Here is a 26,484-nt window from a genome sequence, read left to right on the forward strand (position 1 = left end):
GCGCTGCCATCAGGGTTGGACCGCCCCCTGCGCCGGCCCAGCCGCCGCAGGAGGTGCTTCGAGCGCCACCAGCTTGATCCGAGAATAGCCGCCGGACCGCAGGATTTCCATGACGCCCATCAACTCGCCGTAAGGCACGGCCTTGTCGGCGCGGAGGAACACGTATTTGTCCTTGCTCATGTCGGCGATCCCGTCGAGCGAGCTGACCAAATCGGTCCGCTTGACCGTATTTTCTCCGATCGCGAGCGTCAGATCGGGCTTGATGCTGACATAAGTCGGCTTGTCCGGCTTCTTCTGTGGCGTCGCGCTCGAGGTCGGCAGGTCGATCGGCAGATCGACCGTCGACAGAGGTGCAGCGACCATGAAGATGATCAGCAGCACCAGGATGACGTCGATGAACGGCGTGACGTTGATCTCATGCGTTTCCGCGAAATCGTCGTCGTCATCGTTGTCGGTGAGCGAGACTGCCATGGCCTACTCCGCCGCGCGCGAATGCGCGCTGCCGTGGCTGCGGTCGAGATCGCGCGACAACAGCCGGGCCGCAGCACCCGAGGCGCGGCTGACGAGCTCGAGATAGCTCTTCGTCACGCGCGAGAAGTGATTGTAGATGATGACGGCGGGGATCGCCGCGACAAGGCCGATGGCGGTGGCGAGCAGCGCCTCGGCGATGCCCGGCGCGACCACCGCGAGGTTGGTGGTCTGCGACTTCGAGATGCCGATGAAGCTGTTCATGATGCCCCACACGGTGCCGAACAGGCCGACGAAGGGCGATGTCGAACCGATGGTGGCGAGGAAGCCCATTCCGATGCGGATGCGCCGCTGCTCCGCGCGCACGATCTCGGCGAAGCTCGAGGCCGCGCGCTCCTTGATGCCGGTATCGCTGGACAGGCCGGCCGACATCCGCGCCTCACGCAGCGCGGCCGTCAGGAACGACGGCAGGATGCCCTCCTTGCTGCCGAGCGCCATCTGGGCTTCCGCAAGCGAGCGCACCTCCGCGACCTTCTTCAACGCCGAACGGAGCTTGGCGGACGCGACCGACAGCTCGATCGACTTCGCGATAAACACCGTCCAGGTCACGAGCGAGGCGAAGGCAAGCCCGATCATCACCCCCTTCACGATGATGTCCGCCGACATGAACATCACCCAGGGCGACAGTTCCTTCATCGCCGGCACGATGCTGGCCTTCGCAGTGCCACCCGTGTCGGATGCCGGGGTCACGGCAGCCTCGGTCGCGCTGGGCGCGGCGGCTGCAGGTCTAACCAGCGCGGGGGCGGCGGTCGACGGCGCGGGCGCCGCAATCGCACTGGGCTGCGCCGCGACGGCGGGAGCAGCCGGAGCCGGCTGAGCCGTCACAGGTGCCGCGGGCCGAGCCGGCGCGGCCGGCTGGGTTTGTGTCTGGGCAGAAACTGGAGCAAGGAGCCAGGTGGCCGCCAGCAACACGGCTGCAGCGAGGCTTGCTTGGAAAGATGTGATCTTCATACTTCGGCCCAGATGCGAATGAGGTTGTGATAGATACCCGTCAATTTGACCGTTTCGGGATCGTCACGCCCGAGCCGAGCCACCAGCGCCTGAATGGCGGTGTCGAGGTCAAAGATCATGCTGCGGGCTTGATCTTCCCGTATCATGCTCTGAACCCAGAAGAAAGACGCAACCCGCGCCCCCCTGGTCACCGGCGTGACCAGATGCAGGCTGGTCGAGGGATAGAGCACGCAGTCCCCGGCTGGCAACTTGACTTCGTGCGAGCCGTAGGAGTCCTCGATCACAAGTTCGCCACCGTCGTAATCCTCGGGCTCGCTGAGGAACAGGGTGACCGAGAGATCCGTGCGGATGCGAAGGCCGGTCAGCCGGTCGCCGCGGATCGCGTTGTCGACATGCAGGCCGAAATGGTGGCCGCTGTCCGCCGCATAGCGGTTGAACAGCGGCGGAAAGATCTGGAGCGGGATCGCGGCGGCCAGAAACCGCGGGTTCGCCGTCAGCGCCGAGATGATGCGATGGCCGAGTTTTCGCGCGACTTCGCTATCGGGCGGCAGTTGCTCGTTGCGCTTGACCATGGCTGACTGCGCGCCCGCGGTGGAGCGGCCGTCTTCCCATTCACAGGCGTCCATGACGCGGCGGAACTCCGCCACATCTTCCTTGCTCAGGACGCCTTCTATGCATGTCAGCATGGCACCTCGTCATCTCTCCATCAGTAGCGCGCCGAGATCGTCAGATAAGCGGCGCGTCCCGGTGCTTCCAGCACGAAGGGCGCAGCGCTCTGGTACAGCGCGTCGTAGTAGCGCTTGTCGAAGATGTTGTTCACGGCCAACTTCAACTGCCAGTTCTTGTTGATCTTCGCCTCTGCGAACGCGTCAAATCGCCAATAGCTCGGGATCGACGTACCTTGATTGGCCGCGAGCAAGGTGCCGCCATAGATTTTCGAACGGTACACCGCCTGCCCGCCCAGCTCCCAGATATCGTTGACCTGGTATTTCGAGAGCAAGCTGAACGACTGATGCGCGATGTTGGCGAGCGGGCGCCCGACATTCGTCGGATAAAGCGCGAGATTGGGCGACGGCGCCAGCGACTTGGTCACCTCCGACTGCATCAACACGAGGCCGGCGGTCACGCTCCATCTGTCGGTGATGTTGCCGCCCATGCCGAGATCGATACCGCGGATACGATAGGCGGCACCGGCCGTGATGCAGGATACGCTCGTCACTCCGGCTGGCGGCGAATAGGAACAGCCGGCCGGTATTTTGGCCACCGGTGTCGCAGCCGTGATGTTTTGTGCTTCGCGCGCATTTTCCTTCTTGGTCTGGAACAGCGCCGCCGTCACCAGCAAGTGATGGTCGAACAGCTCCCATTTCGTACCGAGCTCGATCGCCTTGTTCTTCTCCGGCCCGAAGATCTGAGCGTTACCGCCAGCCAAAGTGGGGTTGATGCCGCCATAGGCCGTGCTGGTGCCGTCGAACTCGGCGCCGACAGGATTCGAAGACGTGGCATAGGCCACATAGACGCTACCGTTCGGCAAAGGCTTCAGCGTGAGCCCGAGATTGAAGCTCGGGATCAGGAACTCAGCCGATTGCTGACCGGGGGCGCCGGTCGTCGAGTATCCGGATGTCTTGATGTTGTAGTCGTCGTAGCGAAAACCACCGTTGAGGATCAGCAAATCGCGGTAGTTGGCGGAATCCACGACGTATCCGCTCGTCGTATCGATGCCGATCTTGGTTGGCTTGCCTGTGAGGCCTCCCGGGATCGGGAACGGATTGTCTGTGGCTTGCGGATAAAAGACGCTGACGCCGGACGTCGATCCGATGCCGGTGAATGGTGTCGTCCCGGTCGTGATCTCGGAGCCAAGGCCCGTGTAGGTATCAATCGACGACCGTTCTCTGTCATATTCGATACCGGCAAGCAGGGTGTGCTTGAAGCCGGCGACATCGTTGAACTTGTAGGTCGCTTCGGTCTGATTGGCGAACACGTCGGTGGCCTGGTAGCGGCTTTGCGGGTTGGCAGAGACCGTATAGGCCGTGAACGGAGCCCCAACGGCGAGCGTCGGCGACTCCGGAAGCGTACCGATATAATTCTGCGTCGAATGCGACTCCCGGATCTTGTTGCTGAGCATCAGGTCGGGCGTGATCTGGACCTCGGCGTTAATCGTGCCGATATCCTGGCCGGTTCTGTAGAAGTCGCGATTGACGAAGCCGTAGAAATTGTTGCGGTTGACGCCAAAGTCCGGGAACGGACCACCGGCGGTCGACGACGTGCTCGGCCGATAGTACGGCACGCCAAAATCCGGAATACCGGTCAATTCTGTGTGGATGTAGTTGCTCGTAATCTTGATCGCATCGGTCGGCTTCCAGGTGGTGGCAACGAAAGCACCGTCGCGGTTATCGGTAACCCTGTCCCGGCCCGCGACCTTGGCATCCTGAAACAGGCCGACGGCGCGAATTGCGAATGAGGGATCGACGACCTGGTTGACGTCCAGCGTGACACGCTTGGTTTGGTCGGTGCCAAACGTGGTGTCCATGTTGTAGAAGCTCTTCTCCGTCGTCGCCTGCTTGGTGACGATGTTGATCGCGCCACCGGCGGTGCCGCGGCCGGCGAAAGACGACGCCGGGCCGCGCAGGATCTCGACCTGCTCGGTAAAGAAGTTCTCTCGCACGCTGACACCGGCATCGCGCATGCCGTCGATGAAGATGTCGTTGCGCGCGTCGAAGCCGCGAATGAAGAAGCGGTCACCGAAGGCATTCCCGCCCTCGCCGGTGCCGAGCGTGACGCCAGCGGTGCTCAGGATCGCCTGCTTCAACGACGTGGCGCCCTTGTCCTCGAGCACCTCCTTCGACAGCACCGTCACCGATCGCGGCGTATCGACCAGCTTCTCCGGAAATTTTCCGGAGGCCTGCATGTGATCGACCTTGTATGGCGCGGCGGGATCCGCATAGGGATTGCGGTCGGGAGCACCAGGGCTCGGGTTGGCGACCGGTGCGGTTGCAGCCTGCTGACGCTGTGCGGCACGGCGCAGTGCGTTGCGGGCGCGGACCTGCTCGGGCGTCGGCTTCGCGGCGGTGGAGCGCAGCCGCTCTTTCGGCGCGTCGACGTTCACGGGCGGCAGAGTTGACTGCTGAGCCTGCGCGCCGGTCGAGACGGACGCGACCGCAATCAGACTCGCAACGGTGGAAACGGTCTTGCCTGCCGCGGCATCGAAATTGCCGCCAAATGATCCCCGTACCGCGGTCGAACGCAACGACCGCGGAAACCTCGCCATACCCATCCTACGCCCCATTCCATTTCTGCAGTGTGTCGCATTGCGACAATGCGACACACTGGTGGTAACGAGCGGGGCAAAGGGGGTCAACGAAGTCACGGCAGCAGCAACCTTGAATCGATCCAGATCAAAACGATTCTAAACTCAAGCTTGAACCGTTCTAAATTCGAGTTTGTAGGCGTTCTAAACTGGAGCCGGTGTATGACCCGGCAATGCCGGCTCTCGCGCATCGCAATGGGTAACGGAAGCAGAGGGATACCTGCCGTAGCAGGCACCCCGGGTTTGGATCGGCGCAATCAGAACTTCATCAGAACTTCATCAGAACTTGGCCGTCGTGATCAGATAGAACGCCCGCCCCGGCGCGACCGCGACGAACGGCACGGCGCTGCGATAGAGCGTGTCGTAGTAGAGCTTGTTGGTGAGGTTCTGCGCGTAGAACTTCATGGTCCAGTTCTTGTCGATCTTCTTCTCGACGAACGCGTCGAAGCGCCAGTAGCTCGGCAGCTCGTTGCCGGTGTTGGCCGCGAACGTGCCGCCATAGACCTTGGAGCGGTACACGGCCTGTCCGCCGACTTCCCAATCGCCGTCGAACTTGTACTTGGTCAGCATGCTGAACGACTGGTGCGCGACGTTGGCGAGTTGCAGGCCGAGATTGGAGGCGATGTTGCTCTGCGTCACCTTGGACTGCATCAGCACCAGGCCACCGAAGATGCTCCAGCGATCGGTGATCTTGCCCTCGGCCTCGATATCGATGCCCTGGATGCGGTAGGCCGCATTCGAGGTCAGCAAACCCGCGGCGTTGGTCTCGCGCGCGTTGTCCTTCGTGGTCTGGAACAGCGCCGCGCTGACCAGCAGGTGACGATCGGCGAGCTCCCACTTGGTGCCAACCTCGGCCGCCTTGTTGCGCTCGGGTCCCAGCAGAACGGTCGTGTTGGCGGGAACGCCGCCGTAATCGGTGGCGGTCGCGTCAAGCTCCGACCCGAACGGATTGGCCGAGGTCGCATAGGCCGCATAGATGCTGCCGATCGACGTCGGCTTGTAGACTAGGCCGACGTTGTAGTTGACCAGATCGGAGTTCATTTTCAGATAGGCCGCGTTGGTGGACGAGCTCATGCTGTAGCCGTCATAGCGGATGCCGCCATTGACGATGATGGTGTCCTGCCAGTTCGCGGTGTCCATGACGTAGACGCTGCTGGTGTTGACGCCATAGCGTGTCGGATTGCCCGTCAGCGACGGCGTACCGAAGCCACCGACATAAGTGGACTGGGGTGAGTAGAGATTGATCCCCGGGAGAGCCCCGTTGCTCGTGAAGCCGGCGCCGGCCAGCTCCGATGCGAGGCCCGAATAACGGTCGATCGAGATGTTCTCGTTGGTGTATTCGACGCCCAACACCGCCGTGTGCTTGACCCCGCCGGTGTCGAGCTTGAACGTGGCCTCGTTCTGGTTGGCCCACACATCCACGGTCTGGTAGCGGCTCTGCGCACTCGCCGTCGTGGTCCAGAGCAGCGGATTGATGTTGGTCGTCACCGGGTTCTGCGGCAGCGTGCCGATATAGTTGAGCAGCGAATGCTCGCCGCGCACCTTGCTGCTCAGTGTGATGGCGTCGTTGACCTTGTACTCCGCGGTCGCAGTGCCGAAATCCTGCCGCGCGGTCTGGAAGTCGCGGTTGAGAAAGCCGTACCAGGTCCCGCGCGGAATGCCGGCTGACGTCACCGGCACGTTGCCCTGCTTGTAATAGGGCACGCCGAAATCGGGCAGGCCGCTGAGATCGGTGTGGACGTAGTTCGTCGTGATCTTAATGTCGTTGGTCGGGGTATACTTGGTCGACAGGAAGGTGCCCCAGCGATCGTCAGTCACGTAGTTGCGGCCGGCGACATTGGCGTCCTGGAACAGGCCGCCGGTGCGCACCGAGAACGAGGGATCGACGACCTGGTTGACGTCGAGCGTGACGCGCTTGGTCCTGTCGGTCCCGAACTCGGTATCCATCCGCTTGAAGTTGACGTCGCCGGCCTGCTTGGTCACGATGTTGATGGCGCCGCCGGCGGTGCCGCGGCCCGCATAGGACGATGCCGGTCCGCGCAAAATCTCGATCTGCTCGGTGAAGAAGTTCTCGCGGATCGACACGGCGGGATCGCGGATACCGTCGATGAAGACGTCGTTGCGCGCATCGAAGCCGCGGATGAAGAAGCGGTCGCCGAAGGCGTTGCCGCCCTCGCCAGATCCCAGCGTCACACCAGCGGTCGAGCGCCCGATCTCCTTCAGCGTCGTGGCGTTCTTGTCCTCCAGCACCTCCTTGCTGAGCACCGTGATCGTCTTCGGCGTGTTCAGCATCGGCTCGGGAAACTTGCCGGAGGCCTGGACGTGGTCGACCTTGTAGGGCGCAGCCGGATCGGCATAGGGATTGCGATCGACGGCGCCGGCTGGCGCCGGTGCGGCGGCGGCAGCCTGCTGCTGCGCCTGCTGGCGCTGCGCGGCGCGGCGAAGCGCGTTGCGCGCACGGACCTGCTCCGGCGTCGGCTTCGAGGCCGCCGGACGCGAACGCTCGACCGGCGCATCGACATTCACCGGCGGCAAGCTCGACTGCTGCGCCTGCGCGCCGCTCGACACCGACGCTACCGCAATCAGGCCGGCAACGGCCGACACCGCCTTGCCGGAATTGCCATCGAGTTCAAATGAATTTCTTGCCGCGATCGCACGCAACGATCGCGGAGCCACCGCGAGCCCCATTCCAACACACCCCATTTAAAGTTCGTCGATACGCAACATGCGCGACGAACGACGAGGTGGTGCTATCCATCACGAAAAATCAGGTCAATGCGAGCAGGCGCGCGCGACCACTTGAATCGCTCTAGTTCAAATCGATTCTAAAATTGCGAATCTGAAATAACCGAAATGTCGCGCGACACATTGAAGCAGCCAGACACAGCCGCGATTGTCTTCGCGCGTCATTTTGCGCAGCCGTCAGTCGCTGCTCGGCGGCTTCATAAGCGAGAACAATTCGTCGACGGTGCGCTGCGCGGTCGCGCGCACGCGATCCGAATTGTCCATGCCGGCGATATTGACGCCTTTGACGACGGCTTTGATCTCGTCTCGGAAGTCGGTGAGGAAGCGCAAGGGATCGCGCTGCTCATTGGCGACGCGTGCGATCAACCCCGTGATCAGAATCTGACACGCGATCAGCTTGCCGTTCAGCTCGTCCATCATATGCTTCCTTTGTGCGGCCCGATATGAACGACACTGATTTTCCTGACAACCGAAACGGCACACGGCCGGTTTAGAACCGTCCTAATTGCGATTACTCCGAAACATTGAAGATGCGTCCTGCCGCGTGCAACGCCACGCGCATGAGTGACCACTCACGCGGTCCGCGAGCACTGCCCAGCTTTTGCACTTTGCCGGCTTACAGCGGGAAAATGCAGCACTGCACACCGCGGCGTCACCCGTCTGCCTAAGGGGTGCAAAGCTTTCCAATTGTTTAGGATTCTCAACCGATAGTGCTGTTTACACTGGAACTTGGCGTGTATTATACAGCAGGCGCCGGGAACCCGTTTGCTGGCGTCGCATTTCGTTCCTTTGGGCATACAAGCCGATACGAATAGATATGAAAAAGTCACGGCCGATCCTGTGGATTGTCATCATCGCAGCTGTGGCCGGAGGCGGCTATTACGGTTGGCAGCGCTTCTCGGCGTCTGAGGCCGCGAAAGCCCAGACCGCGCAGAAGGGTCCGCCGCGGGCCCCCGCCGTGCCCGTCAGCGTTGCGCCGGTCCAGAAGGCCGACTTCCCGGTCTACCTCACCGGCCTCGGCACGGTGCAGGGCTTCAACACCGTACAAGTCCGGACCCGGGTGGACGGCCAGATCGACAAGATTGCCTTCACCGAGGGCCAAATGGTCAAGCAAGGCGATCTCCTGGTCGAGATCGATCCGCGCCCGTTCCAGGCCGCCTTCGATCAGGCCAAGGCCAAGAAGGCGCAGGACGAGGCCAATCTCGCCAACGCCAATCTCGATCTGCAGCGCTACACCAAGCTCGGTGAATTCGCGACGCGGCAGCAAACCGATACGCAACGCTCCACCGTTGCCCAGCTCACCGCCCAGATCGCCGCCGACGAAGCCGCGATCGCCAACGCCCAGACCCAGCTCGACTACACCCAGGTCAAGTCGCCGATCACCGGCGTCGCCGGCCTGCGCCAGGTCGATATCGGCAACATCGTCAACGCCTCGACCCAGACCGGCGTCGTCACCATCGCCCAGGTCGAGCCGATCACGGTGATCTTCACAGCGCCCGAAGACCAGCTGCCTTATATCAGCGAAGGCCAGAAGTCCGGCGAGCTCAAGGTGATTGCGTTCACCACCGACGGCAAGAAGACGCTGGCCGAGGGTAAGCTCGCCGTCATCAACAACCAGGTCGATACGACCAGCGGGACTATTCGGCTCAAGGCGGTGTTCGCCAACAAGGAACACACGCTGTGGCCGGGACAATCGGTGTCGACACGCCTGCTGGTGCGGACCCTGAAGGATGCGACCATCGTCCCCGACGACGCGGTGCTGCATTCCACCAACGGCCTCTACGCCTATACCGTCGGCCAGGACAACAAGGCCGAGGCTCGCAAGATCAAGGTCAACTACGCCATCGACGGACGTTCGGTCGTCGAGGAAGGATTGAGCCCAGGTCAACAAGTCATCACCGGCGGTCAATACAAAGTGCAGCCCGGAAGTCTCGTGTCGACGGCCGTGGCGAGTTCGGATCCGGTTCAGAAAAGCAAGGTTCAGCAGGAATGACCGAAGGCGGGATTTCGGCACCTTTCATCCGTTATCCCATCGGCACATCGCTGCTGATGGCCGGCATTCTTTTTGTCGGTCTCGTGGCCTATCCCCTGCTGCCGGTCGCCCCGCTGCCGCAGGTGGACTTCCCGACCATCCAGATTACGGCCAACCTGCCGGGCGGCAGCCCGGAGACGATGGCTTCGTCGGTTGCGCAGCCGCTGGAGCGCCAGTTCGCCCAGATTCCCGGCATCGCGCAGATGACCTCGACGAGCTATCTGGGCACTGCCTCGATCACCATCCAGTTCGACCTCAACCGCAGCATCGACGGCGCCGCCAACGACGTGCAGGGCGCCATCAACGCCGCCAGCGGCCAGCTGCCGAAGAACCTGCCCTCGCCGCCGACCTATCGCAAGGTGAACCCGGCGGACTCGCCGATCCTGCTGCTGTCGGCGACGTCGGACACGCTGCCGCTGACCACTGTCAGCGATTCGATTGACGCCCAGCTCGCCCAGCAGATCAGCCAGATCTCCGGCGTCGCGCAGGTGTTCATCGGCGGCCAGCAGAAGCCATCGGTTCGCGTGCAGGTCGACCCGGCGAAACTCGTGGCCAAGGGCCTGTCCCTGGAGGACGTGCGCAGCGCGATCGCGATCACCACGGTCGACAGCCCCAAGGGCAATATCGACGGCGACAAGCGCGCCTACACGATCTATGCCAACGACCAATTGTTGCAGTCCAAGGATTGGAACGACGTCATCATCGCCTACCGCAACGGCGGCCCCTTGCGCATCAAGGACATCGGCCAGGCTGTCACCGGCGCCGAGGATGCCAAGCAGGCAGCCTGGGCCAACGGCAAACGCGGCGTGTTCCTGGTGGTGTTCAAGCAGCCCGGCGCCAACGTCATCGAGACCGTCGACAGGATCAAGGCCACCCTGCCTCGGCTCGTTGCTGCAATCCCACCCGCGATCAAGATCGAGCTGATCAGCGACCGCACCACGACGATCCGCGCCGCCGTCGAGGACGTCCAGTTTACGCTGCTGCTGACCATTTTTCTCGTGGTGATGGTGATCTTCGTCTTCCTGCGCAGTTTCTGGGCAACCGTCATCCCCGCCATCACGGTGCCACTGGCGCTTCTAGGCGCCTGCGCCTTGATGTGGGTATTCGGCTATTCGCTCGACAACCTGTCGCTGATGGCGCTCACGATCGCGGTCGGATTCGTCGTCGACGACGCCATCGTGATGCTCGAGAACATCACGCGCTACATCGAGGAAGGCGAAAAGCCGCTCGCCGCCGCCTTCAGAGGCTCCAAGGAAATCGGCTTCACCATCGTGTCGATCAGTGTCTCGCTGGTCGCGGTGCTGATCCCGCTGCTGCTGATGGGCGGCATCATCGGACGCCTGTTCCGCGAGTTCGCCGTCGTGCTGGCGATGACCATCTTCGTCTCGATGTTCGTGTCGCTGACCTTGACGCCGATGATGGCCTCGCGCTTCCTGCGCTCACATGGCGAAGTGACCCATGGCAAGTTTTATCAGTGGAGCGAGCGCGCGTTCGACGCGATGCTGCGCGGCTATGAATACGGACTCGACCGCGCTCTCGCCTGGCGCCGTACCACGCTCGTCATCTTCTTCGCCACCCTGGCGCTGTCGGTCTATCTGTTCGTCCTGATTCCAAAGGGCTTCTTCCCGCAGCAGGACGTCGGCCTGATCACCGCGACCTCCGAAGCCTCCCAGGACATCTCGTTTGCCGAGATGCAGCGGCGGCAGGTCGAGCTCGGCAAGATCGTGCTGGCCGATCCCGATGTCGCGACCACGGCGATGAACATCGGCGGCAGCGGCCGGGCCGGCAACAACGGCAACATGTTCATCACCCTGAAGCCGCGCAACGAACGCCAGGCGTCGGCGCAGCAGATCATCGCGCGGCTGCGTCCCCAGCTCGAGAAGGTCGCCGGCGCCCGCCTTTATATGCAGGCGGCCCAGGACGTCCGGCTCGGCGGCCGCCCGACCCGCACGCAGTTTGAGTTCACCTTGCAGGACGCCGACCTCGGCGAGCTCAATTTGTGGGCGCCCAAGATTCTCGCGAAGATGCAGACGCTGCCGGAGCTGCGCGACGTCGCGACCGACCAGCAGACCCAGGGCACCACGGTCCAGCTCAAGATCAACCGCGACACCGCATCGCGCTACGGCATCCAGCCGCAGCTGATCGACGACACGCTCTACGACGCCTTCGGCCAGCGCCAGGTCACGCAGTATTTCACCCAGCTGAACAGCTATCACGTGATCCTGGAAATTCTGCCGGAGATGCAGGGCAACCTCGATTCACTTAACAAGCTCTATCTGAAATCGCCGCTGACCGGCGATCAGGTGCCGCTGTCAACGTTCGCGACCTGGACCACCGACCCGGTCCGTTCGCTCTCGATCAGCCATCAGGGTCAGTTCCCGGCGATCACGATCAGCTTCAACCTCGCGCAAGGCGTGGCGCTCGGCCAGGCCACCGAGGCGGTGCAGAAGGCGATGGCCGATCTCGGCGCGCCGGCGACGCTGAACTCGAGCTTCCAGGGTACGGCGCAGGCGTTCCAGCAGTCGCTCGGCACGGTGCCCCTGCTGATCCTCGCGGCGCTGGTCGTGGTCTACCTGATCCTCGGCATCCTCTACGAGAGCTACATCCATCCGATCACGATTCTATCGACCCTGCCCTCGGCCGGCGTCGGCGCGCTCCTGATCCTGATGGCCGCCGGCTTCGACTTCAGCCTGATCGCGCTGATCGGCATCATCCTGCTGATCGGCATCGTGAAGAAGAACGGCATCATGATGGTCGACTTCGCCATCGCTGCCGAACGCGACGGGAAGACGCCAGAGGAATCGATCCGCCAAGCCGCGCTGCTGCGCTTCCGTCCGATCATGATGACCACGATGGCAGCACTTCTCGGCGGCGTGCCGCTGATGCTCGGCCACGGCACCGGCGCCGAGATCCGCCAGCCGCTCGGCTACGCCATGGTCGGCGGCCTGATCGTCAGCCAGGCGCTGACGCTGTTCACCACGCCGGTGGTCTACCTCTATCTCGACAAGTTCTCGAACCTGTTCTCGGGCCGCTCCGCCGAGGGCGAAGGACACGAGAGCTCGGAGCACGGCACCGTGAAGGAAGCCGCCGAGTAAGCTTGCGCCGCGGCTCCCGCGACGCTACAGCGAGCCCCTCGGTTCACGCCAACGCGGTCTCGCCATGCCCATGCAATCCAGACTTGTCGTTCTCGCCGCCGCCGTTCTGCTGTCGACGGGTGTTACGTATGCCCAGCAGGGCGCCAAGAAGAACGCAGCTCCCGCGGCGCCTGCCACGCAGCCCGCGCCCGCACCGACCCAGCCGCAGCAGGCCGAAGGCGCTCCGGCGCAGCCCGGCTGGATCGCGCGCTGCACCAGCGCGAGCCGCGATGCTCCCCTCGAATGCGCGATCGAGCAGAACGCGGTCCTGACCAAGACCGGCCAGACTATTGTCCTGATCAACATCCGCATCGCGCCCGACACCCGTACGCCGGTCGCCCTGCTCCAGCTGCCGCTCGGCCTCAACCTGCCGGTCGGCGCCAAGCTTCAGGTCGACGAGGGCAAGACGGTCGATCTCCCGATCCAGACCTGCGAGAACCGCGGCTGCTACGCCTCGACGCCGATCGCGCCGGATCTGCTTGCAAGCCTGAAGTCGGGCAAGCAATTGAAGGTTTCCTTCCAGAACATGGCCAAGGAGACCATCGCAATCCCGATGCCGCTCGGCGATTTCGCGACGGCCTACGACAAGATCAAGTAGCGGGCGTCTCGCTCTCGAACACTGACCAGCTCAAGCCGAGATCGGTCACCCGACCCCGAGATAGGCCTTCTGCACCTGCGGATCCTCGGCCAAGGCTGCCGCGGTGCCGGACAGCACGCTCTTGCCGACCTGGAGCACGGTCGCGAAGTCCGACACTTCCAGCGCGAGCTCGATCGACTGCTCGGCGAGCAGGATGGTCAGGCCTTCGCGATGCAGGCGGCCAAACGTTTCGTACATGGACTCGACCACCGCCGGCGCGAGGCCGAGCGAGGGCTCGTCCAGCATCAGGAGCTTCGGATCGCTCATCAGCGCGCGGCCGACCGCGAGCATCTGCCGCTCGCCGCCGGACATGGTGCCGGCGCGCTGGTTGCGGCGTTCCTTCAGCCGCGGGAAGATCTCGTAGACGCGCTCAAGCAGCGTGGCCTGACGCGATTTGTCGTGCAGCGGCGTTGCGCCGAGCATGAGATTGTTCTCGACGCTCTGCTGCACGAACAGCCGCCAGCCCTCCGGCGACAACGCCAGCCCCTTGCGCACGATCGTGAAGGCCTTCTGGCCGGCGATGTCCTCGCCGCGAAAGCTGATCGTTCCTGAATGCACGGGGATGAGGCCGGCGATCGCATTCAGCGTCGTGGTCTTGCCGCCGCCATTGGAGCCGAGCAGCGCGACGACGCTGCCCTCGGGCACCTCCAGCGAGACGTCGGAGACACCAATCAAGTCGCCGTAGCGCACCTCGAGACGCTCGATCCTGAGCAACGGTCCGCTCATAGGTCCGGCCCGCCCATCAGTTCGATCGGCGTGTGGCCGGCGGCGGCCTTCGCCGCGCGCTTGCCGAGATAGGCCTCGATCACAGCCGGGTTCGAGGTGACCTCACGTGGGCTACCGCGGGCGATCTCCTTGCCCTGGTGAAACACCATGACGCGGCTGGCCAACGACATGATCACTTCCATGATGTGCTCGACGATGACAAGTGTGATGCCGGAACGGTGGATATCGCGGACGAGATCGATCGCGAGCTTCACCTCATGCGCGTTGAGGCCGGCCATGGCCTCGTCGAGCAGCAACACTTTTGGCTCGGTCGCGAGCGCGCGGGCGATCTCCAGACGCTTGCGGCCGGGCGTGCCGAGCGAACGCGCCGGCGCATCCGCAAGCCGGCTCATGCCGACGCGCTCCAGCACGGCGCGCGCCTTGGTCTCGGCCTCCTGGCGATGCGCGGTGCGCAGGAACGCACCGATCATGACGTTCTCGAGCACGGTCATGCCTTCAAAGGTCTGCGGCACCTGGAAGGTGCGGGCAAGCCCGAGCCCGGCCCGCAGCTCCGGCGTGACATCGGTGATATCACGTCCCTCGTACAGCACGCGGCCGGAGGTAGTCTTGAGATCGCCGGTCAGGCAATTGAAGAAGGTGGATTTGCCCGCGCCGTTCGGGCCGATCAGGCCGAGAATATCGCCCTGCTCCAATGTCACAGAGGCATCGTCCACCGCCTTGAAGCTGCCGAACGCTTTTGTGATGCCGCGCGCCTCAAGGAGCATGGCTTGCTCCCGTGTCGGATGTTGGTTTCCTGCGCCGCGTGAACAGGCTGAGCAGACCACCGGGCTGGAATCGCGCGATCAGCACGATGATCGCGCCATAGAGCACGAAGGTGAGGCCTGCGCCCCTGCTGCCGAGCCAGCTATTGGAGATCTCCTCCAGCGGCACCAGGATCGCCGCACCCACCAATGGTCCGAACAGCAGCCCTGCCCCGCCCAGCGCCGCCATGATCAGGATTTTCACCGAGATCAGGATGCCGAGGCCTGACTCGGGGTCGACAAAGCCGAACATCATCGCATAGAGCGCGCCGGCGACGCTGGTGAACGCGGCGCTCAGCATGTAGGCGTAAAGCTTGGTGCGGCTCGCGGGGGCGCCGAGCGAGCGCGCGGCGCGCTCAGAATCCTTGATCGCGCGCAGGTAAAAGCCCATCCGGCTGTTGGTCATCCACCAGGTAATGAACAGCGTAACCGCGAGGATGACGAGGAAGAGATAGTAATACGGCAGCGACGACAGGAACGAGAGATCGAAGATGTTGCGCGGTACGGTCGGGCCCGAGAGGCCGACCGCCGCACCCAGCCAGTCGGTGTTGGTGACGATCAACCGCATCGTCTCGGCGACTGCGATCGTCGCCATGCTGAAGTAGTGCCCCGACAGCCGCAGCGTCGGCACGCCGATGATCGCGGCGAGCCCCACCGCAATCACGATGCCGCCGGGAATACCAAACAGCGGCGACAGGCCGAACTTGGCGTAGGACCCCATCGCGGCATAGGCCCCGCAGCCGAAGAACACGACATGGCCGACCGAGACCTGGCCGGCATAGCCGCCGACGATGTTCCAGGCCGACGCTGCGATCGCGTAGAGCAGCACCAGCGCACCGAGGCGCTGCTGGAACGGCGAGGACAACAGCAACGGATAGGCGATCGCAATCGCTGCGACGACCGAGAGCCAGATCAGGCGCCGCATCACATCTTCCCCATCAGGTCTTCTCCATCAGGTCTTGCCCATCAGGCCTTGCGGCCTGAACCAGAGGAAGAGCAGGAACATGACATAGACGATGATGTCCTTGTAGACCGCACCGATCAGATAGCCTGAGAGCGATTCAATAACACCGATCAGCAGGCCCGCGACCAGCGCACCGGGCACGCTGCCAAAACCGCCGAGCGAGACCGTGACGAAGGCGACGATGCCGAGCGTCTCGCCGACCGTCGGCACGATGTAGAAGAAATTCGCGATCAGCGCGCCGGCAAGCCCCGTGGCGCCGGCCGCGATCGCCCAGGCGATCGCCTGCATGGCGTCGGGCCTGATCCCCATCAGCTGCGCCGCAGTCTGATCCTCCGCCACCGCCAGCATTTTCGAGCCGAGCGAGGTGCGCGTCAGCAACAGATGCAGGCCGAGCGTCACCAGCAGCGCGACCACGCCGGCCAACAGCCGCGAGGCCTCGATGCGCAGGCCTGCAAACGCATAGGTGCCGCCGACGATGTTCTGCGGCATCGACAAGAAATTGGCGCCGAACCACCAGAACACGGAATAGCGCAGCAGGAGCGCGAGCCCAAAGGTGCCGAGAATCTGCGCCAGCATCGGCCCCTTCATGATGTCGCGGATCAGGGCGAAGTAGACGACGACGCCGACGGTTGCGAGAACGAGCGTTGCCAGCGGCGCACCGAGGATCGGCCCGCCACCCATCAACGTATAAACTACGTAGGCGACATACATGCCGAGCATGACGAAATCGCCATGCGCGAAATTGACGATGTTCATCATGCCCCACACCAGCGTGAGGCCGGAGGAAAACAGGGCATAGACAGCGCCAAGCAGAAGGCCGCCGACAATCACCTGCACGAGGACAAAGGACATCAGCCGCGTTGCTCTGATCAGATCATATTAGGACAGACGGGGCGCGCGGCCCCGCCTTTAAAAAATCTCACCAGCCCTTGTAGGGCAGCGCCGGCGGCTTTTCCGCATTCGCCTTCGGCCACACCGAGACGTAGTTCTCGCCGTCCTGAAGCTGGATGATGGCGCCGGACGCCAGGATGTTCTGGCCCTTGTCGTCGAACTTGACGCCCTTGTAGCCGATCATGAGCTGGTCGGCCTTCAGGTCCGTCGCCTTCAGAGCGGCCTGGACTTTTGCCGGGTCGGTCGAGCCGGCGCAGTCGATGGCGTCGGCCAGCACGAAGAAGCCCTGCATCTGGCGGGCAACCGTGTCATCCATCTCCTCACCGCTCTTCTTCTTGTACATGTCGGCGATGACGGCCGACACCGAGCCCGGCGGTCCGACGACCCAGGACGAGCGGTTGAACACGCCTTGCGAGATCTTGCCGACCGCCTTGATGAAGGAGGGGTCGGAATAACCGGCATCGTCAGCAAGCAGGATCGCCGGCTTGTAGTCGAGCGACTGCATGGTCTTGGCGAACAGGATCGCATCCGACGTGTAGCTGATCATGATGATCACGTCGGGCTTCTTATCCTTGAGCTGGAGCACCTGCCCCTGCAAATCGGTCGCATTGACGGGATAGGCGACGTCGAGCGCGACCGGTTGTCCCTTCTCCTTAAAGGCGGCGCTGATCGTGTTGGCGACCGAGGTGCCGTATTCGGTGTTGTCATGGACCAGCGCGATCGCGTCGGTCTTGGCGCCGGTCGCCTTCATGTCGGCGAGGAAGTCGGTGTAGATCTTGGCGAAGTCCGTCGCAATCGGCGTGGTGCGGAAGAACCATTTGAAACCGCGCTCGGTGAGATTGGCGGCGACCGATTCCGAATTCAGGAAGGGAATGCCGTATTTCTCGGCGATGGCGCTCGATGTCAGCGTCACTCCGGACTGATACGAGCCGAACACGGCCGCGACCTTGTCTTCCGTGATCAGGCGCAGCGCCTGGTTCTGCCCCGTCGCCGGGTTGCCCTGGTTGTCGGCGAAGACCGCCTCTATCCTGGCGCCGCCGAGGCCGGCAAGGCCTGCGTTCTTCGCCAGCGGCAAATTGCCAAGCTCGGGATGGGCGTTGTTGACGATGTCCATGGCGACTTCGAGCGCCGCCTTGGCGTGCGCGCCGATCGAGGCGGTGCCGCCGGACATCGGCATGATCACGCCGATCTTGACCACCTTGTCCTCGGCGCGCGCGCCGGCCGCGAACGCAAGGGACATCGCGGCCGCGCAAAGCAGCCCCGTGACATGCTTCAATGTCATGAGATCAGACCTCCCAAAGGGTTTCCCCAACCAAGATTTTTTGGAAAGCGTGGGCGAGGCGCCCCGCTTCCGTTTGATTTATACCTGGCGACGAGAGGATGGCATGCCAGCCGGACACCGGCAAGGTGAAACGAATTGCGACGATGCTGGACGAGGGAGCAGCGATCACGCACGCTGCTTCCCGCACTCGATCTGGCGTCGTTCGGTGCAGGGATAACGACCGGAGTGACTATCATCGCTGCCTCGCGGCTGCGCAGATCTGTAAGGTGGGTTAGCCCCGCGGATTGCGCGAAGCGCGAACTGCTCGGCGTAACCCACCACGTCTATTTCCGCGGACACGAAAGAGGTGGGTTACGCCAGCGGACTGAGCTTCGCGCGGCCGCAAGGCTAACCACCCTACGAAGCACGCTCGGCCAACGCCTGAAGCAACGTCGTGAAGCCGCCGTAGATCATGCGCTTGCCGTCGAACGGCATGTCGGCGGCCTTGAGCCGCGGATCGGCCATCACCTTGGCGTTGACGGCATCGCGGCTTGCGCGATCGCGGTAGACGATCCACGAGAACACGACGATCTCATCCTGCGTTGCCATCACCGCGCGGGGAAAGGACGTGAGCTGGCCGTAAGGCACGTCGTCACCGATACATTCGACGTAGTCGAGCGCACCGTGCTCCATCCACACCGCGCAAGCCGTTCGGGCCAGCGCCTTGTAGGCCTCGATCTTGTCCTTCGCCACGGCCAGCACGAAACCATCGACATAGGGCATCACGGATCTCCTTGGGTTATACGTCCCAAGGACGATCGGATGTGCCCCGATCCGACCGGCGCTGGCAATGTCGGGATGAGGCAAACCGTCGCGAGCCGCGCCGCCGCGGGTCATCGGATCAGAGGCAATTCAGACTTTGTGGGAGCGCCTGGAATTGGCTGGGGAACCTGGACCCTACGCCAACACTTCAGAAGGCCTGGAAATCCTGCGAAAACGGCCCTATATCAATGCCTGCGTTGGGGGCGACCCGTTGGGGGCACCGTTAGGGGCAGGTTAAGTGAACGTTATTTTGCGAGCGGAAAAAGGTGGCGGCGATCGGCGGTACCTGACCCAGCCCCGGGGCGAAGGAACGACTTGGTATGCCGTCGCTGAGGTCCCTAGGACGCTACGGCGGGCTCTCGGCAAGAAGCGGCTCCTGAAGTCCCTAGAGACTGCGGACCTCCGGGTGGCCCGTATAGCTCGCTGGAACGCCGTTGCGGATTTGAAGTCCGAGATCGCCAAACACCGTACGCCCGGACCCGAGGATCAAGACCCGCTTCTCTTGGAAGCCATGGCTCTCCGGGAGGAATTCGTCCGGGCCGATGCCGCGCGGCGCAATGACCTCATGTACCAGATCACGGACCGGGCCGAAGAAATCGATCTGGCAGCTGGCGGGACCCGCGACGACTACGAGCCTTTTGCAGAACCCCGGGCGGCCGCCAAGCAGGCCACCGACTTCGTTCAGTTGGCGTCCGCAAAGGTCACTCCCGCCGACCTCTACGTTGAACGGTGGCTTGCGGCCTCGACCTATAGCGAGCGCACCAAGGCTGACGCCCGTACAGCGCTTGCGCAGTTCAAGGACTGGTGCACGAAGGCGAGCCAAGGCTTCTTCATCGAGACCACGACCGATCGGGTTGCCGCCGATTTCCGTGATGAGGCGTTCGTCGAGGCTGGCGTGCACTTCAAGACGGCCAACAAGAAGCTATCCGCCCTACGGCAATACTGGACGTGGCTAGAGAAGAGCTTCGGCGTGAAGTCGAATCCTTGGATGCGCAAGTCGCTCCCCAAGGCCAAGGCACATAGGATTGCCCCGGACGGCCCGATGGGGCCTGAGCGGCCGTTCACGGATGATGAGGTTCGCATCCTTCTTGCGGGCCCGGCAGACACCGACATGGCCAACACCATGAGGATTTCAGCCCTTTCGGGAATGCGCCTCGATGAGATCGGGCAGCTCCGCGTCCGTGATTGCCGCGACGACACGTTCAGCGTCATTCGCAGCAAGTCGGCGGCCGGAGTTCGCACCATTCCGATCCATTCGGCGCTGCGGCCGATGATCGCGCAACTCGTGGGCAAACGCGATGCGGCGGCCTATCTGTTTCCCGAATTTCAGGACACCGGTTGGGACGGCAACCGGACCATGGCCCTCTCCAAGCGGTTTACGTACTACCGCAAGAAGCTTGGCGTGCATGACAAGAGGCCGGGCGCCCGGCGATCAAAAGTCAACTTCCATAGCTTCAGGCGCTGGTTTGCAACGAAGGCTGAAGATGCGGGACACCGAGAAAATGTCGTGGCTGACATCATGGGCCACGAGAGCGAGATCGGGATCACATTTGGGCTCTACTCCAATGCTCAGTTAAAACGGCTAAAGCGGTCCTGCGTCGAGTCCGTAAAGCTTCCGAGCTAATAGCCCTTCGGATTGGGATATTCGGCACCGATCGCGTGGCGCGGCGCGAAACACAGGCCTAGCTACCTCATAAGGAATGACTCTCCCCGGCTAGACATCCGAGCAAATCCACATCAAATTCCCGCAAGGGTTGTTTGAATCGGGGCCGTGGAAGGACATGGGGACAGAAAAGACGGCGTACTTCAAGAGCTGCTTAGGCGTATTTCAAGGCGGAGGCTGTCGGGCCGCGGCATTTGCTGGCGCATTCGAGGAAGCGGTTAATCGTGGCGTCAGCTTCAGCGAGGTTGCCGGAACATCCGCGGGATCGATCATTGCTGCTCTGATAGGCGCTGGAGCGACTCCACGATATGTACGAGAGAAACTTGCAAAACTGGACTTTCTGACGTTTTTGCAACCGCCCGAGCGGAACGCGAAACGCAGTCTGCCGGGCAACCTTGTGGGCTACGCGAAGCCGCAGTATGCCGACATATATTATGATCAGGGCCTCTACTCCTCAGAAGCCATTAAAGTGTGGTTTGAGGGCCTCTTATCGGAATTACTTCCGTCTGAGCGAAAGCCGATCCAATTCAAGTCGCTACCCTTCCCAACATACATCGTCTCGACCGATATCGTAAGGTCGGAGGCGAAAGTGTGGAGCCAGCATTCGACACCGGAAGCACTGGTTTCAGATGCGGTTAGAGCATCGTGTTCAATTCCGATATTCTTTCAGCCCGTTGATCGTCGGCACGTTGATGGCGGACTGTTGAGCAATCTACCGGCGTACGTCTTTGCGGACCGAACCAACTCCGAGCGGACACTCGCAAGTAAAATTCTGGCTTTCTCGCTAGTCGGAAATGAGCCCGAAACCGCCGCATGGAGCACATCATACTTCTTGTCGCAGCTCGCTAGCACGTTGGTCGATGGAGGCCAGCAGCTCCAGTTGGGCCTCCAATCAAGCGTTTACGTCATCTCGATCAACACAGGCGAAATTCGAGCGACCGACTTTGCGAAACTCACGCCTGACGCTGTGACCACCCTAGTTGCAAACGGCTCAGAAGCGACGAGCAAATTCTTCGATAACGAGAGGATGCACATTCGCGCCAGCGGGCTCCGCGAGACAGCATGCCTTGACGTCGATGAATTTTACGCGCGTGTGACCGAAAGCCTCGAAGATTCGCTCGATCGTATAGTCATATCCGAACATGACACCGACTGGGTATACAAACTATTCCCTACGATCCTCTGTTGGAGAGCCCGCGGAGTCCGCGTCGATGCGATTCTTCCGGAAAATGGCGAGACAAGTAAGGATGGCCCCTATCGCCGGAACCTCCTTCGAGCGCTTGGCGTCAATGTCTGCATTCTTCCCGGCGCGAGTTCCGTGCCGTGCAGGGCAACCGTAATTGTCCCAAAAGATGCTGCGCACCTTCGCGCTCTTGTTGGCGTGCAAAAACAATCAAAAGTGGACGTCGACTCTGTTTTGTATGAGGGTTTTCTGGACGCATCGGTAATTCAAGCAGTACTTCACCAGCTAGAAAACCAGATCAGCACGAGTAAAGACGCGCAAACATTCCGACCCACGCTCCGCTCGACTCCATCCGAGGCCCTGATCGCTCGGCTAAAAACCATCCGGCAGTACGAAAAACACCATGTAACGATTACGCTCGAACAAGTTCCGGTCCGCGACCTTGTCGCTACATCACGATTCACTCGGGAGTATAAGTACAATCAAATTCGTAGCCTTGTTGACCTCTATCACCGTTTTGGACTCCCGTTATTCGAGCCGGCGGTTGTCGATTTCGGAAACGGGAAATCCTCTATAGTTACGCCTCCGGTTGTCGAAGAACTCGATGGGAAATACATTCTGATAGAAGGATCAACGAGAGCGACCTATTGTCGTGACGCTGGGATTGCATCATTTGTCTGCTTGGTGGTGAGAGGTGTGACGGACCGTTTGCCGAGCCGCACACTTGATTTCAACAAAGTGCGCGTCACTGGCAGACTGCTCGCAATCAATAAGAGATACGAGAGCTTTGACTATTCCCACTTTCGCCATATCGAACGGACCATGCACCCCCTGGATAGCCTCAACCCATGATGACTGCGCTGGATCTTGTATGTGAACTGGTCTCGCGCAATTCGCTTGTAGACGCGATCTATCTATTCAAACCAATGGCCTCGCCACCAATCCAAGAGAACGCTGAGCTCAGCGAAGACGAGCGGACCTTGGTAGCGGATGCATTGGATTTGAGAGCAAGCACATGCCTACCCTTCTGGGAGTGCATCCTACAACTGATCAGCGTTAGGGATGTAGCAGCTCCCACGCTACTCACTCTCGCGAAAAGGCACAATCGACAAAGCGACACCTTAGAGCTGATGCCGAGAGAAAGGGTCACCGTCGAAGGGCTCGTTGCGCTCGTTGACTCCCTAGCCCGCGGCACGACCCTCGCCCTCTCATCGAGGGTGCGATGTTCGGATGGAGTAAAGCGACACATCCCAATGCTTGACTTCCACTGTAGAGAGTCAGCTCACAATGACTTGCTTGTCCGGCAAATAGCCGAAGCATTGGAGATCAAGGGGTATCTCGCCCACTCTGGGCAATCGTATCACTTCTACGGTGCGCAGCTGATGAGTGAGGATGAACTGGTCCAGTTCTTGTCAAAATCTCTGCTGTACTGCCCCGTAATAGATCGGGCGTGGATCGCCCATCAGTTGATTGAGCGGGCATGTGGCCTAAGGATATCGCCTGGAAAGACTTACACAGGCTACCCAACGATCTTTGCGCAGGTTTAAGGGGCAATCTTTACGGCTAGGCGCCGAAGACGGCCAAGTTGGCTTGGCAACGCAAATGGGGGCGAGAATGGCGAAGAGAATAAAAGCGCGGGTTCAGGAGACCCGGCATGTTCGTCCGCACAACGGTCTCGACAGTGCGGCCTTCTATTTTCAGAACATCATCAAGGACAAGCTGGCGTCGAATACGCGCGATGCACTATTCTTTGATTGCATGGCGTGCTCCACCATGATCGCGTTCGCCTTTGAAGCCTACCTCAATTTCTTCGGAGCCGAGCTGATCAAACCATGGCACGAGCGCCAGGCCATCAATGACAAGATCAAGCAGGTGTTTTCGGCGCTGAAGCTGGCGCCCGACTGGTCGGTGAGACCGTTCAGCAGCATGAAAGCAATGAAAGAGCTGCGGGACGTGTTCGCACACGCCAAGCCGCAGACCTTCGAGATGGACAAGATCGTTGAAGCCGAGATCGGAGAGCTGGACGGGAAGCGCTATGACATAGGCCCCGAATGGGAGAAAACCTGCACCCCTGACACCGTCCTTGCGGCCTACGAGGACCTGGAGACGGCTTGGAGGGTGATGTTCGAGAACTCGGGGCTGACCGTTTTCCAAGCCATGGACCACGGCGAAGGCGGCCTGACCTTCATCGAGCATGTGGAAGAAATGCCTGCTACTTCTGATCGATGATTTCCGCGGCGTAACCAAACGTCATAGTGAACTTTGTCAGTGTCACCTCGTCGTCAATCCAGACGCACCTCTGGCCATCTTTCCAACCGCTAATCCAGGTTACGCCGAACCCCTCAATAACCCCGCATGCTACGCGTATGGAATTGGGGTCGAGCACAATGCAGCACCGGGGCCATTTCATCGTTTGCCAATCAAGGCGTTTGGGCTTTTAAGCGACAACTCTTTCATTTCCTCCCGCATCCAGCGGGGCATCGAACCCCTACCGTGGCCACTCTCTCGCGGTGAGCTTTTGGCGAGCTACATGGTTTGGACGGTTAGTCAGGTTAACGATGAGCGCGATAGCGGCCGTCGTAAATGCGCCCCGCGTGCTTACCGTCACATCAGCATAGGGCTTTGCTCGATAGGTCAAAGACGAACAAAAGCCCTGGATCTTTTTATCGTCAAACGACATCTTGACCTGGTGGGCGAATTCATTCCTGACCTTTCTTATCAACTCGCATTCTTGGCACTCAGTTTCCGACAGCAAGCCAAGGGCTCGGACGGCCGCGATTCGAGCAGAGAAGGACGACAGGGGCGCGTTAGACCCCGAGAGCAATTTGTTGGCCGACGCTTTGTTGACAAGAAACGCCGCCAATATCTGCTGCAGAAGGTCATCGATAAAAGCTGCTGCGGCTAACGCGGCACCACGCTCAGTTTCCTTGTTGAAGTCGTCGAGAAATTCCCCAAATCCAAGGAGGTGGGGATACTTTTCTTCGAGCGCGAGAACCCTTTTTCTCACGCGCCTGACAGCGTCAAGCCGGCGCTCCTTTTCCGCTTCCGTCACGAACTCAATGTCTCCAGATAAGGCCAATAATTGCGAGGCCGAAGCCCATACACCACTGCCAGTACTTCAGCCAAAACTCGGCCACAACGTGTGCGGCCTTCGAAGTCCAGTGCCTTTTGTAAGCCCCCTGCAGGATGAAAACCAAACCGTTGGGGTCATTGCGCGGCGGCACATACTCCCCGTCCCACCAGCGTCTCAGCAATTGCTTCATTCGAATCACTCCGTTTTTTAGACGGAGACCATCTATCATCCTCGGATTCACCGAAGCGCAAGCTCGAGAGTCCTATCCACCGATGAAACATTGCGGTTGAGGGAAAAGAACAAAAACGTCGATTTTCCTTGACCTCGCAGGCTTGACGCCGAATCACAAATCACGACCCCATGGGCAAAACGGAACGCGTCCATGAGCCAGCTGAGGTATGGGGTCTACATGACACTCGGGATAGCTGTTGGAGCCTTAGTGGCGCCAGTTGGCTGAGAGCCTGTTATGGCTTCGCCCCGCCTGCGGCTGATGAGTTATCAAACGCCCCGCCAAGATCTGAAGACGCGGGAGCAACCAGAAGCCCGGCCAATATTGCGGAAAGGGTCCCGCATCTCAGAAGTGACCATGTGACAACTACTCGCCGGTTCCCCCGTGTACCCGGTCGGAAAGCTGAGATCTCCGTTCAAAGTAAAGAGCGCAGCCCTAGTCATCTGCCAATCGCGATGCGTGCGGATGCTCGATCGAAGGCCGGTGCACGAGAGTCAATAAGCCGCATTCATCTCGATTCGGTGGAGCTTCCTGCGTCACTAACAGTGATGTCAACGCTCGTCGACTATGGTGTCTAGTAGCGGCGGCATAGTCATATCCCCCGTGCCGGTCCGCCAGAAGGTGCCCGCTCTGGGGCGCGACTTGGCTGAAATTTCCCGAGGCTGAGGTCCTGTTCTTGTTCGACATGAGCGGCTCCAGTGAGTCGTTTTGACTCATGGCCAATTGCCAAACGTTCGTTAGCGTATTCTCCAAACAGTGAGGATCGCATGGCAAAAAGCGGTGATAAACAGCAGAAGGTGACGCGCTACATCTCTTATTTGCGCGTGTCGCGCGAATCCCAGGGGCTACACGGACTCGGCATCGAAGCGCAACGGCGGGCGGTCAGAGAGTACCTTGTGAGGGTGGGAGCCGCCGACACTCTCTTGGCCGAATACGTCGAGGTCGAAAGCGGCAAGCGGGACGAGCGCCCAGAACTGCTGCGGAGCTTCGATCATGCGCGAAACGCGAGAGCGACGTTGATCATCGCAAAGCTGGATCGGCTGTCACGAGACGTACACTTCCTCACCGGGCTCGAAAAGGCCGGCATCGAGTTCATCGCTTGTGACTTGCCAAATGCAAACCGGCTTACGATCACCATCCTCGCCGCGGTAGCCGAGCACGAACGGGAGATGACGGCCGAGCGTACTCGGGCGGCTCTTGCGGTGGCCCGAGATCGGGTCGCGAAAGTCGGCCAAAGGGGGCGCCCTTCGGTTAAGCGGCTAGGCAACCCGAACGGAGCGGCGCACCTTAAGAACTTGGGCAACCGCGCGGCGGTATCGGCCCTGAAGACGAGAGCTGATGAAACAGCGAAGCGGCTCAGCAGCACCCTGCATGCTGTGATCGAAACTGGGGCTAAATCTTCCCGGGCCATCGCAGTGGCTTTCAATGAAAGGGGTGTGTTGTCGCCTCGCGGTTGTCAATGGGACGCCAAGGCGGTCATCAATTTGCGACGCCGCTTGACCGCCATGGAGCAGCAAAACACGTAGCCCCTTTACCACATG

The 26,484-nt window shown here is 61.3% G+C and carries 22 protein-coding genes; 8 read left to right on the forward strand and 14 right to left on the reverse strand.

Annotated elements, in window-relative coordinates; genetic code table 11:
• Positions 1 to 9 precede the first annotated feature (9 nt).
• The 6 genes from exbD to ABID59_RS26210 all read right to left on the reverse strand — a co-directional run bounded on the left by exbD (position 10) and on the right by ABID59_RS26210 (position 7,945).
• A complete protein-coding gene (gene exbD, locus ABID59_RS26185) occupies positions 10 to 471 on the reverse strand; it encodes a TonB system transport protein ExbD (protein WP_354033984.1) in 462 nt (153 codons plus the stop codon).
• 3 nt (positions 472 to 474) lie between these two features.
• Positions 475 to 1,479: a tonB-system energizer ExbB gene (gene exbB, locus ABID59_RS26190; protein WP_354085295.1), complete on the reverse strand. Its 1,005-nt coding sequence runs from the start codon at positions 1,477 to 1,479 to the stop codon at positions 475 to 477.
• Complete coding sequence (locus tag ABID59_RS26195) at positions 1,476 to 2,165, reverse strand: Fe2+-dependent dioxygenase (protein WP_354085296.1); 690 nt, start codon at positions 2,163 to 2,165, stop codon at positions 1,476 to 1,478. Before ABID59_RS26195 ends, exbB begins: the two co-directional genes overlap by 4 nt.
• 20 nt (positions 2,166 to 2,185) lie before the next feature.
• Positions 2,186 to 4,750, reverse strand: coding sequence for a TonB-dependent receptor (locus tag ABID59_RS26200; protein ID WP_354085297.1), 2,565 nt, complete (start codon positions 4,748 to 4,750; stop codon positions 2,186 to 2,188).
• Between the two features lie 312 nt (positions 4,751 to 5,062).
• On the reverse strand, positions 5,063 to 7,471 hold the full coding sequence (locus ABID59_RS26205; RefSeq protein WP_354085298.1) for a TonB-dependent receptor: 2,409 nt from the start codon (positions 7,469 to 7,471) through the stop codon (positions 5,063 to 5,065).
• 234 nt (positions 7,472 to 7,705) lie between these two features.
• On the reverse strand, positions 7,706 to 7,945 hold the full coding sequence (locus tag ABID59_RS26210; protein ID WP_148749412.1) for a hypothetical protein: 240 nt from the start codon (positions 7,943 to 7,945) through the stop codon (positions 7,706 to 7,708).
• A 400-nt stretch (positions 7,946 to 8,345) separates the two neighbouring features.
• Here ABID59_RS26210 and ABID59_RS26215 point away from each other — a divergent pair, with 400 nt between their 5' ends.
• The 3 genes from ABID59_RS26215 (at position 8,346) to ABID59_RS26225 (ending at position 13,292) form a co-directional block, all read left to right on the forward strand.
• A complete protein-coding gene (locus ABID59_RS26215) occupies positions 8,346 to 9,521 on the forward strand; it encodes an efflux RND transporter periplasmic adaptor subunit (protein ID WP_148749411.1) in 1,176 nt (391 codons plus the stop codon).
• The gene (locus ABID59_RS26220) at positions 9,518 to 12,655 is read left to right on the forward strand and encodes a multidrug efflux RND transporter permease subunit (RefSeq protein WP_354085299.1); all 3,138 of its coding nucleotides are present in this window, start codon (positions 9,518 to 9,520) and stop codon (positions 12,653 to 12,655) included. The genes ABID59_RS26215 and ABID59_RS26220 overlap by 4 nt, the downstream gene beginning before the upstream one ends.
• 64 nt (positions 12,656 to 12,719) lie before the next feature.
• Positions 12,720 to 13,292, forward strand: coding sequence for an invasion associated locus B family protein (locus ABID59_RS26225; RefSeq protein ID WP_354085300.1), 573 nt, complete (start codon positions 12,720 to 12,722; stop codon positions 13,290 to 13,292).
• Between the two features lie 45 nt (positions 13,293 to 13,337).
• On the opposite strand, the gene ABID59_RS26230 is transcribed toward ABID59_RS26225, so the two are convergent.
• The 6 genes from ABID59_RS26230 to ABID59_RS26255 form a co-directional block, all read right to left on the reverse strand.
• A complete protein-coding gene (locus ABID59_RS26230; RefSeq protein WP_354033974.1) occupies positions 13,338 to 14,057 on the reverse strand; it encodes an ABC transporter ATP-binding protein in 720 nt (239 codons plus the stop codon).
• The gene (locus ABID59_RS26235) at positions 14,054 to 14,821 is read right to left on the reverse strand and encodes an ABC transporter ATP-binding protein (protein ID WP_354085301.1); all 768 of its coding nucleotides are present in this window, start codon (positions 14,819 to 14,821) and stop codon (positions 14,054 to 14,056) included. The genes ABID59_RS26230 and ABID59_RS26235 overlap by 4 nt, the downstream gene beginning before the upstream one ends.
• Positions 14,811 to 15,782, reverse strand: a complete 972-nt coding sequence (locus ABID59_RS26240; protein ID WP_354085302.1) for a branched-chain amino acid ABC transporter permease — start codon at positions 15,780 to 15,782, stop codon at positions 14,811 to 14,813. Before ABID59_RS26240 ends, ABID59_RS26235 begins: the two co-directional genes overlap by 11 nt.
• Positions 15,783 to 15,809: 27 nt before the next feature.
• On the reverse strand, positions 15,810 to 16,673 hold the full coding sequence (locus tag ABID59_RS26245) for a branched-chain amino acid ABC transporter permease (protein ID WP_354085303.1): 864 nt from the start codon (positions 16,671 to 16,673) through the stop codon (positions 15,810 to 15,812).
• Positions 16,674 to 16,740: 67 nt separating this feature from the next.
• Entirely contained in the window at positions 16,741 to 17,994 is a 1,254-nt protein-coding gene (locus ABID59_RS26250; protein WP_354085304.1) for an ABC transporter substrate-binding protein, read from the reverse strand.
• Between the two features lie 396 nt (positions 17,995 to 18,390).
• Positions 18,391 to 18,756, reverse strand: coding sequence for a DUF1428 domain-containing protein (locus ABID59_RS26255; RefSeq protein WP_354085305.1), 366 nt, complete (start codon positions 18,754 to 18,756; stop codon positions 18,391 to 18,393).
• 277 nt (positions 18,757 to 19,033) lie between these two features.
• Between ABID59_RS26255 and ABID59_RS26260 the strand changes: the two genes are divergently transcribed.
• The 4 genes from ABID59_RS26260 to ABID59_RS26275 all read left to right on the forward strand — a co-directional run bounded on the left by ABID59_RS26260 (position 19,034) and on the right by ABID59_RS26275 (position 23,870).
• Complete coding sequence (locus ABID59_RS26260; RefSeq protein WP_354085306.1) at positions 19,034 to 20,419, forward strand: site-specific integrase; 1,386 nt, start codon at positions 19,034 to 19,036, stop codon at positions 20,417 to 20,419.
• A gap of 157 nt (positions 20,420 to 20,576) precedes the next feature.
• On the forward strand, positions 20,577 to 22,493 hold the full coding sequence (locus ABID59_RS26265; RefSeq protein WP_354085307.1) for a patatin-like phospholipase family protein: 1,917 nt from the start codon (positions 20,577 to 20,579) through the stop codon (positions 22,491 to 22,493).
• On the forward strand, positions 22,490 to 23,188 hold the full coding sequence (locus ABID59_RS26270; RefSeq protein ID WP_354085308.1) for a primase 1D-like protein: 699 nt from the start codon (positions 22,490 to 22,492) through the stop codon (positions 23,186 to 23,188). The genes ABID59_RS26265 and ABID59_RS26270 overlap by 4 nt, the downstream gene beginning before the upstream one ends.
• A 67-nt stretch (positions 23,189 to 23,255) precedes the next feature.
• Positions 23,256 to 23,870 carry a hypothetical protein gene (locus ABID59_RS26275; protein WP_354085309.1) on the forward strand — a complete coding sequence of 205 codons (615 nt, stop codon included), beginning with the start codon at positions 23,256 to 23,258 and terminating at the stop codon, positions 23,868 to 23,870.
• A 259-nt stretch (positions 23,871 to 24,129) separates the two neighbouring features.
• On the opposite strand, the gene ABID59_RS26280 is transcribed toward ABID59_RS26275, so the two are convergent.
• Together ABID59_RS26280 and ABID59_RS26285 are read right to left on the reverse strand one after the other, a co-directional pair.
• The gene (locus tag ABID59_RS26280; RefSeq protein WP_354085310.1) at positions 24,130 to 24,693 is read right to left on the reverse strand and encodes a transcriptional regulator; all 564 of its coding nucleotides are present in this window, start codon (positions 24,691 to 24,693) and stop codon (positions 24,130 to 24,132) included.
• A 4-nt stretch (positions 24,694 to 24,697) separates the two neighbouring features.
• The gene (locus ABID59_RS26285; protein ID WP_354085311.1) at positions 24,698 to 24,904 is read right to left on the reverse strand and encodes a hypothetical protein; all 207 of its coding nucleotides are present in this window, start codon (positions 24,902 to 24,904) and stop codon (positions 24,698 to 24,700) included.
• Between the two features lie 806 nt (positions 24,905 to 25,710).
• Between ABID59_RS26285 and ABID59_RS26290 the strand changes: the two genes are divergently transcribed.
• The gene (locus ABID59_RS26290; RefSeq protein ID WP_354085312.1) at positions 25,711 to 26,469 is read left to right on the forward strand and encodes a recombinase family protein; all 759 of its coding nucleotides are present in this window, start codon (positions 25,711 to 25,713) and stop codon (positions 26,467 to 26,469) included.
• Positions 26,470 to 26,484 lie beyond the last annotated feature (15 nt).

It is taken from the genome of Bradyrhizobium sp. S3.3.6, from assembly GCF_040546905.1.
GTDB classification, from domain to species: domain Bacteria; phylum Pseudomonadota; class Alphaproteobacteria; order Rhizobiales; family Xanthobacteraceae; genus Bradyrhizobium; species Bradyrhizobium cytisi.

Excerpts from the sequence above, each read along its gene's own strand:
- exbD (WP_354033984.1), bottom strand. The coding sequence starts at position 471 with ATGGCAGTCTCGCTCACCGACAACGATGACGACGACGATTTCGCGGAA.
- exbB (WP_354085295.1), bottom strand. The coding sequence starts at position 1,479 with ATGAAGATCACATCTTTCCAAGCAAGCCTCGCTGCAGCCGTGTTGCTG.
- ABID59_RS26195 (WP_354085296.1), bottom strand. The coding sequence starts at position 2,165 with ATGCTGACATGCATAGAAGGCGTCCTGAGCAAGGAAGATGTGGCGGAG.
- ABID59_RS26200 (WP_354085297.1), bottom strand. The coding sequence starts at position 4,750 with ATGGGTATGGCGAGGTTTCCGCGGTCGTTGCGTTCGACCGCGGTACGG.
- ABID59_RS26205 (WP_354085298.1), bottom strand. The coding sequence starts at position 7,471 with ATGGGGCTCGCGGTGGCTCCGCGATCGTTGCGTGCGATCGCGGCAAGA.
- ABID59_RS26210 (WP_148749412.1), bottom strand. The coding sequence starts at position 7,945 with ATGGACGAGCTGAACGGCAAGCTGATCGCGTGTCAGATTCTGATCACG.
- ABID59_RS26215 (WP_148749411.1), top strand. The coding sequence starts at position 8,346 with ATGAAAAAGTCACGGCCGATCCTGTGGATTGTCATCATCGCAGCTGTG.
- ABID59_RS26220 (WP_354085299.1), top strand. The coding sequence starts at position 9,518 with ATGACCGAAGGCGGGATTTCGGCACCTTTCATCCGTTATCCCATCGGC.
- ABID59_RS26225 (WP_354085300.1), top strand. The coding sequence starts at position 12,720 with ATGCCCATGCAATCCAGACTTGTCGTTCTCGCCGCCGCCGTTCTGCTG.
- ABID59_RS26230 (WP_354033974.1), bottom strand. The coding sequence starts at position 14,057 with ATGAGCGGACCGTTGCTCAGGATCGAGCGTCTCGAGGTGCGCTACGGC.
- ABID59_RS26235 (WP_354085301.1), bottom strand. The coding sequence starts at position 14,821 with ATGCTCCTTGAGGCGCGCGGCATCACAAAAGCGTTCGGCAGCTTCAAG.
- ABID59_RS26240 (WP_354085302.1), bottom strand. The coding sequence starts at position 15,782 with ATGCGGCGCCTGATCTGGCTCTCGGTCGTCGCAGCGATTGCGATCGCC.
- ABID59_RS26245 (WP_354085303.1), bottom strand. The coding sequence starts at position 16,673 with ATGTCCTTTGTCCTCGTGCAGGTGATTGTCGGCGGCCTTCTGCTTGGC.
- ABID59_RS26250 (WP_354085304.1), bottom strand. The coding sequence starts at position 17,994 with ATGACATTGAAGCATGTCACGGGGCTGCTTTGCGCGGCCGCGATGTCC.
- ABID59_RS26255 (WP_354085305.1), bottom strand. The coding sequence starts at position 18,756 with ATGCCCTATGTCGATGGTTTCGTGCTGGCCGTGGCGAAGGACAAGATC.
- ABID59_RS26265 (WP_354085307.1), top strand. The coding sequence starts at position 20,577 with ATGGGGACAGAAAAGACGGCGTACTTCAAGAGCTGCTTAGGCGTATTT.
- ABID59_RS26270 (WP_354085308.1), top strand. The coding sequence starts at position 22,490 with ATGATGACTGCGCTGGATCTTGTATGTGAACTGGTCTCGCGCAATTCG.
- ABID59_RS26275 (WP_354085309.1), top strand. The coding sequence starts at position 23,256 with ATGGCGAAGAGAATAAAAGCGCGGGTTCAGGAGACCCGGCATGTTCGT.
- ABID59_RS26285 (WP_354085311.1), bottom strand. The coding sequence starts at position 24,904 with ATGAAGCAATTGCTGAGACGCTGGTGGGACGGGGAGTATGTGCCGCCG.
- ABID59_RS26290 (WP_354085312.1), top strand. The coding sequence starts at position 25,711 with ATGGCAAAAAGCGGTGATAAACAGCAGAAGGTGACGCGCTACATCTCT.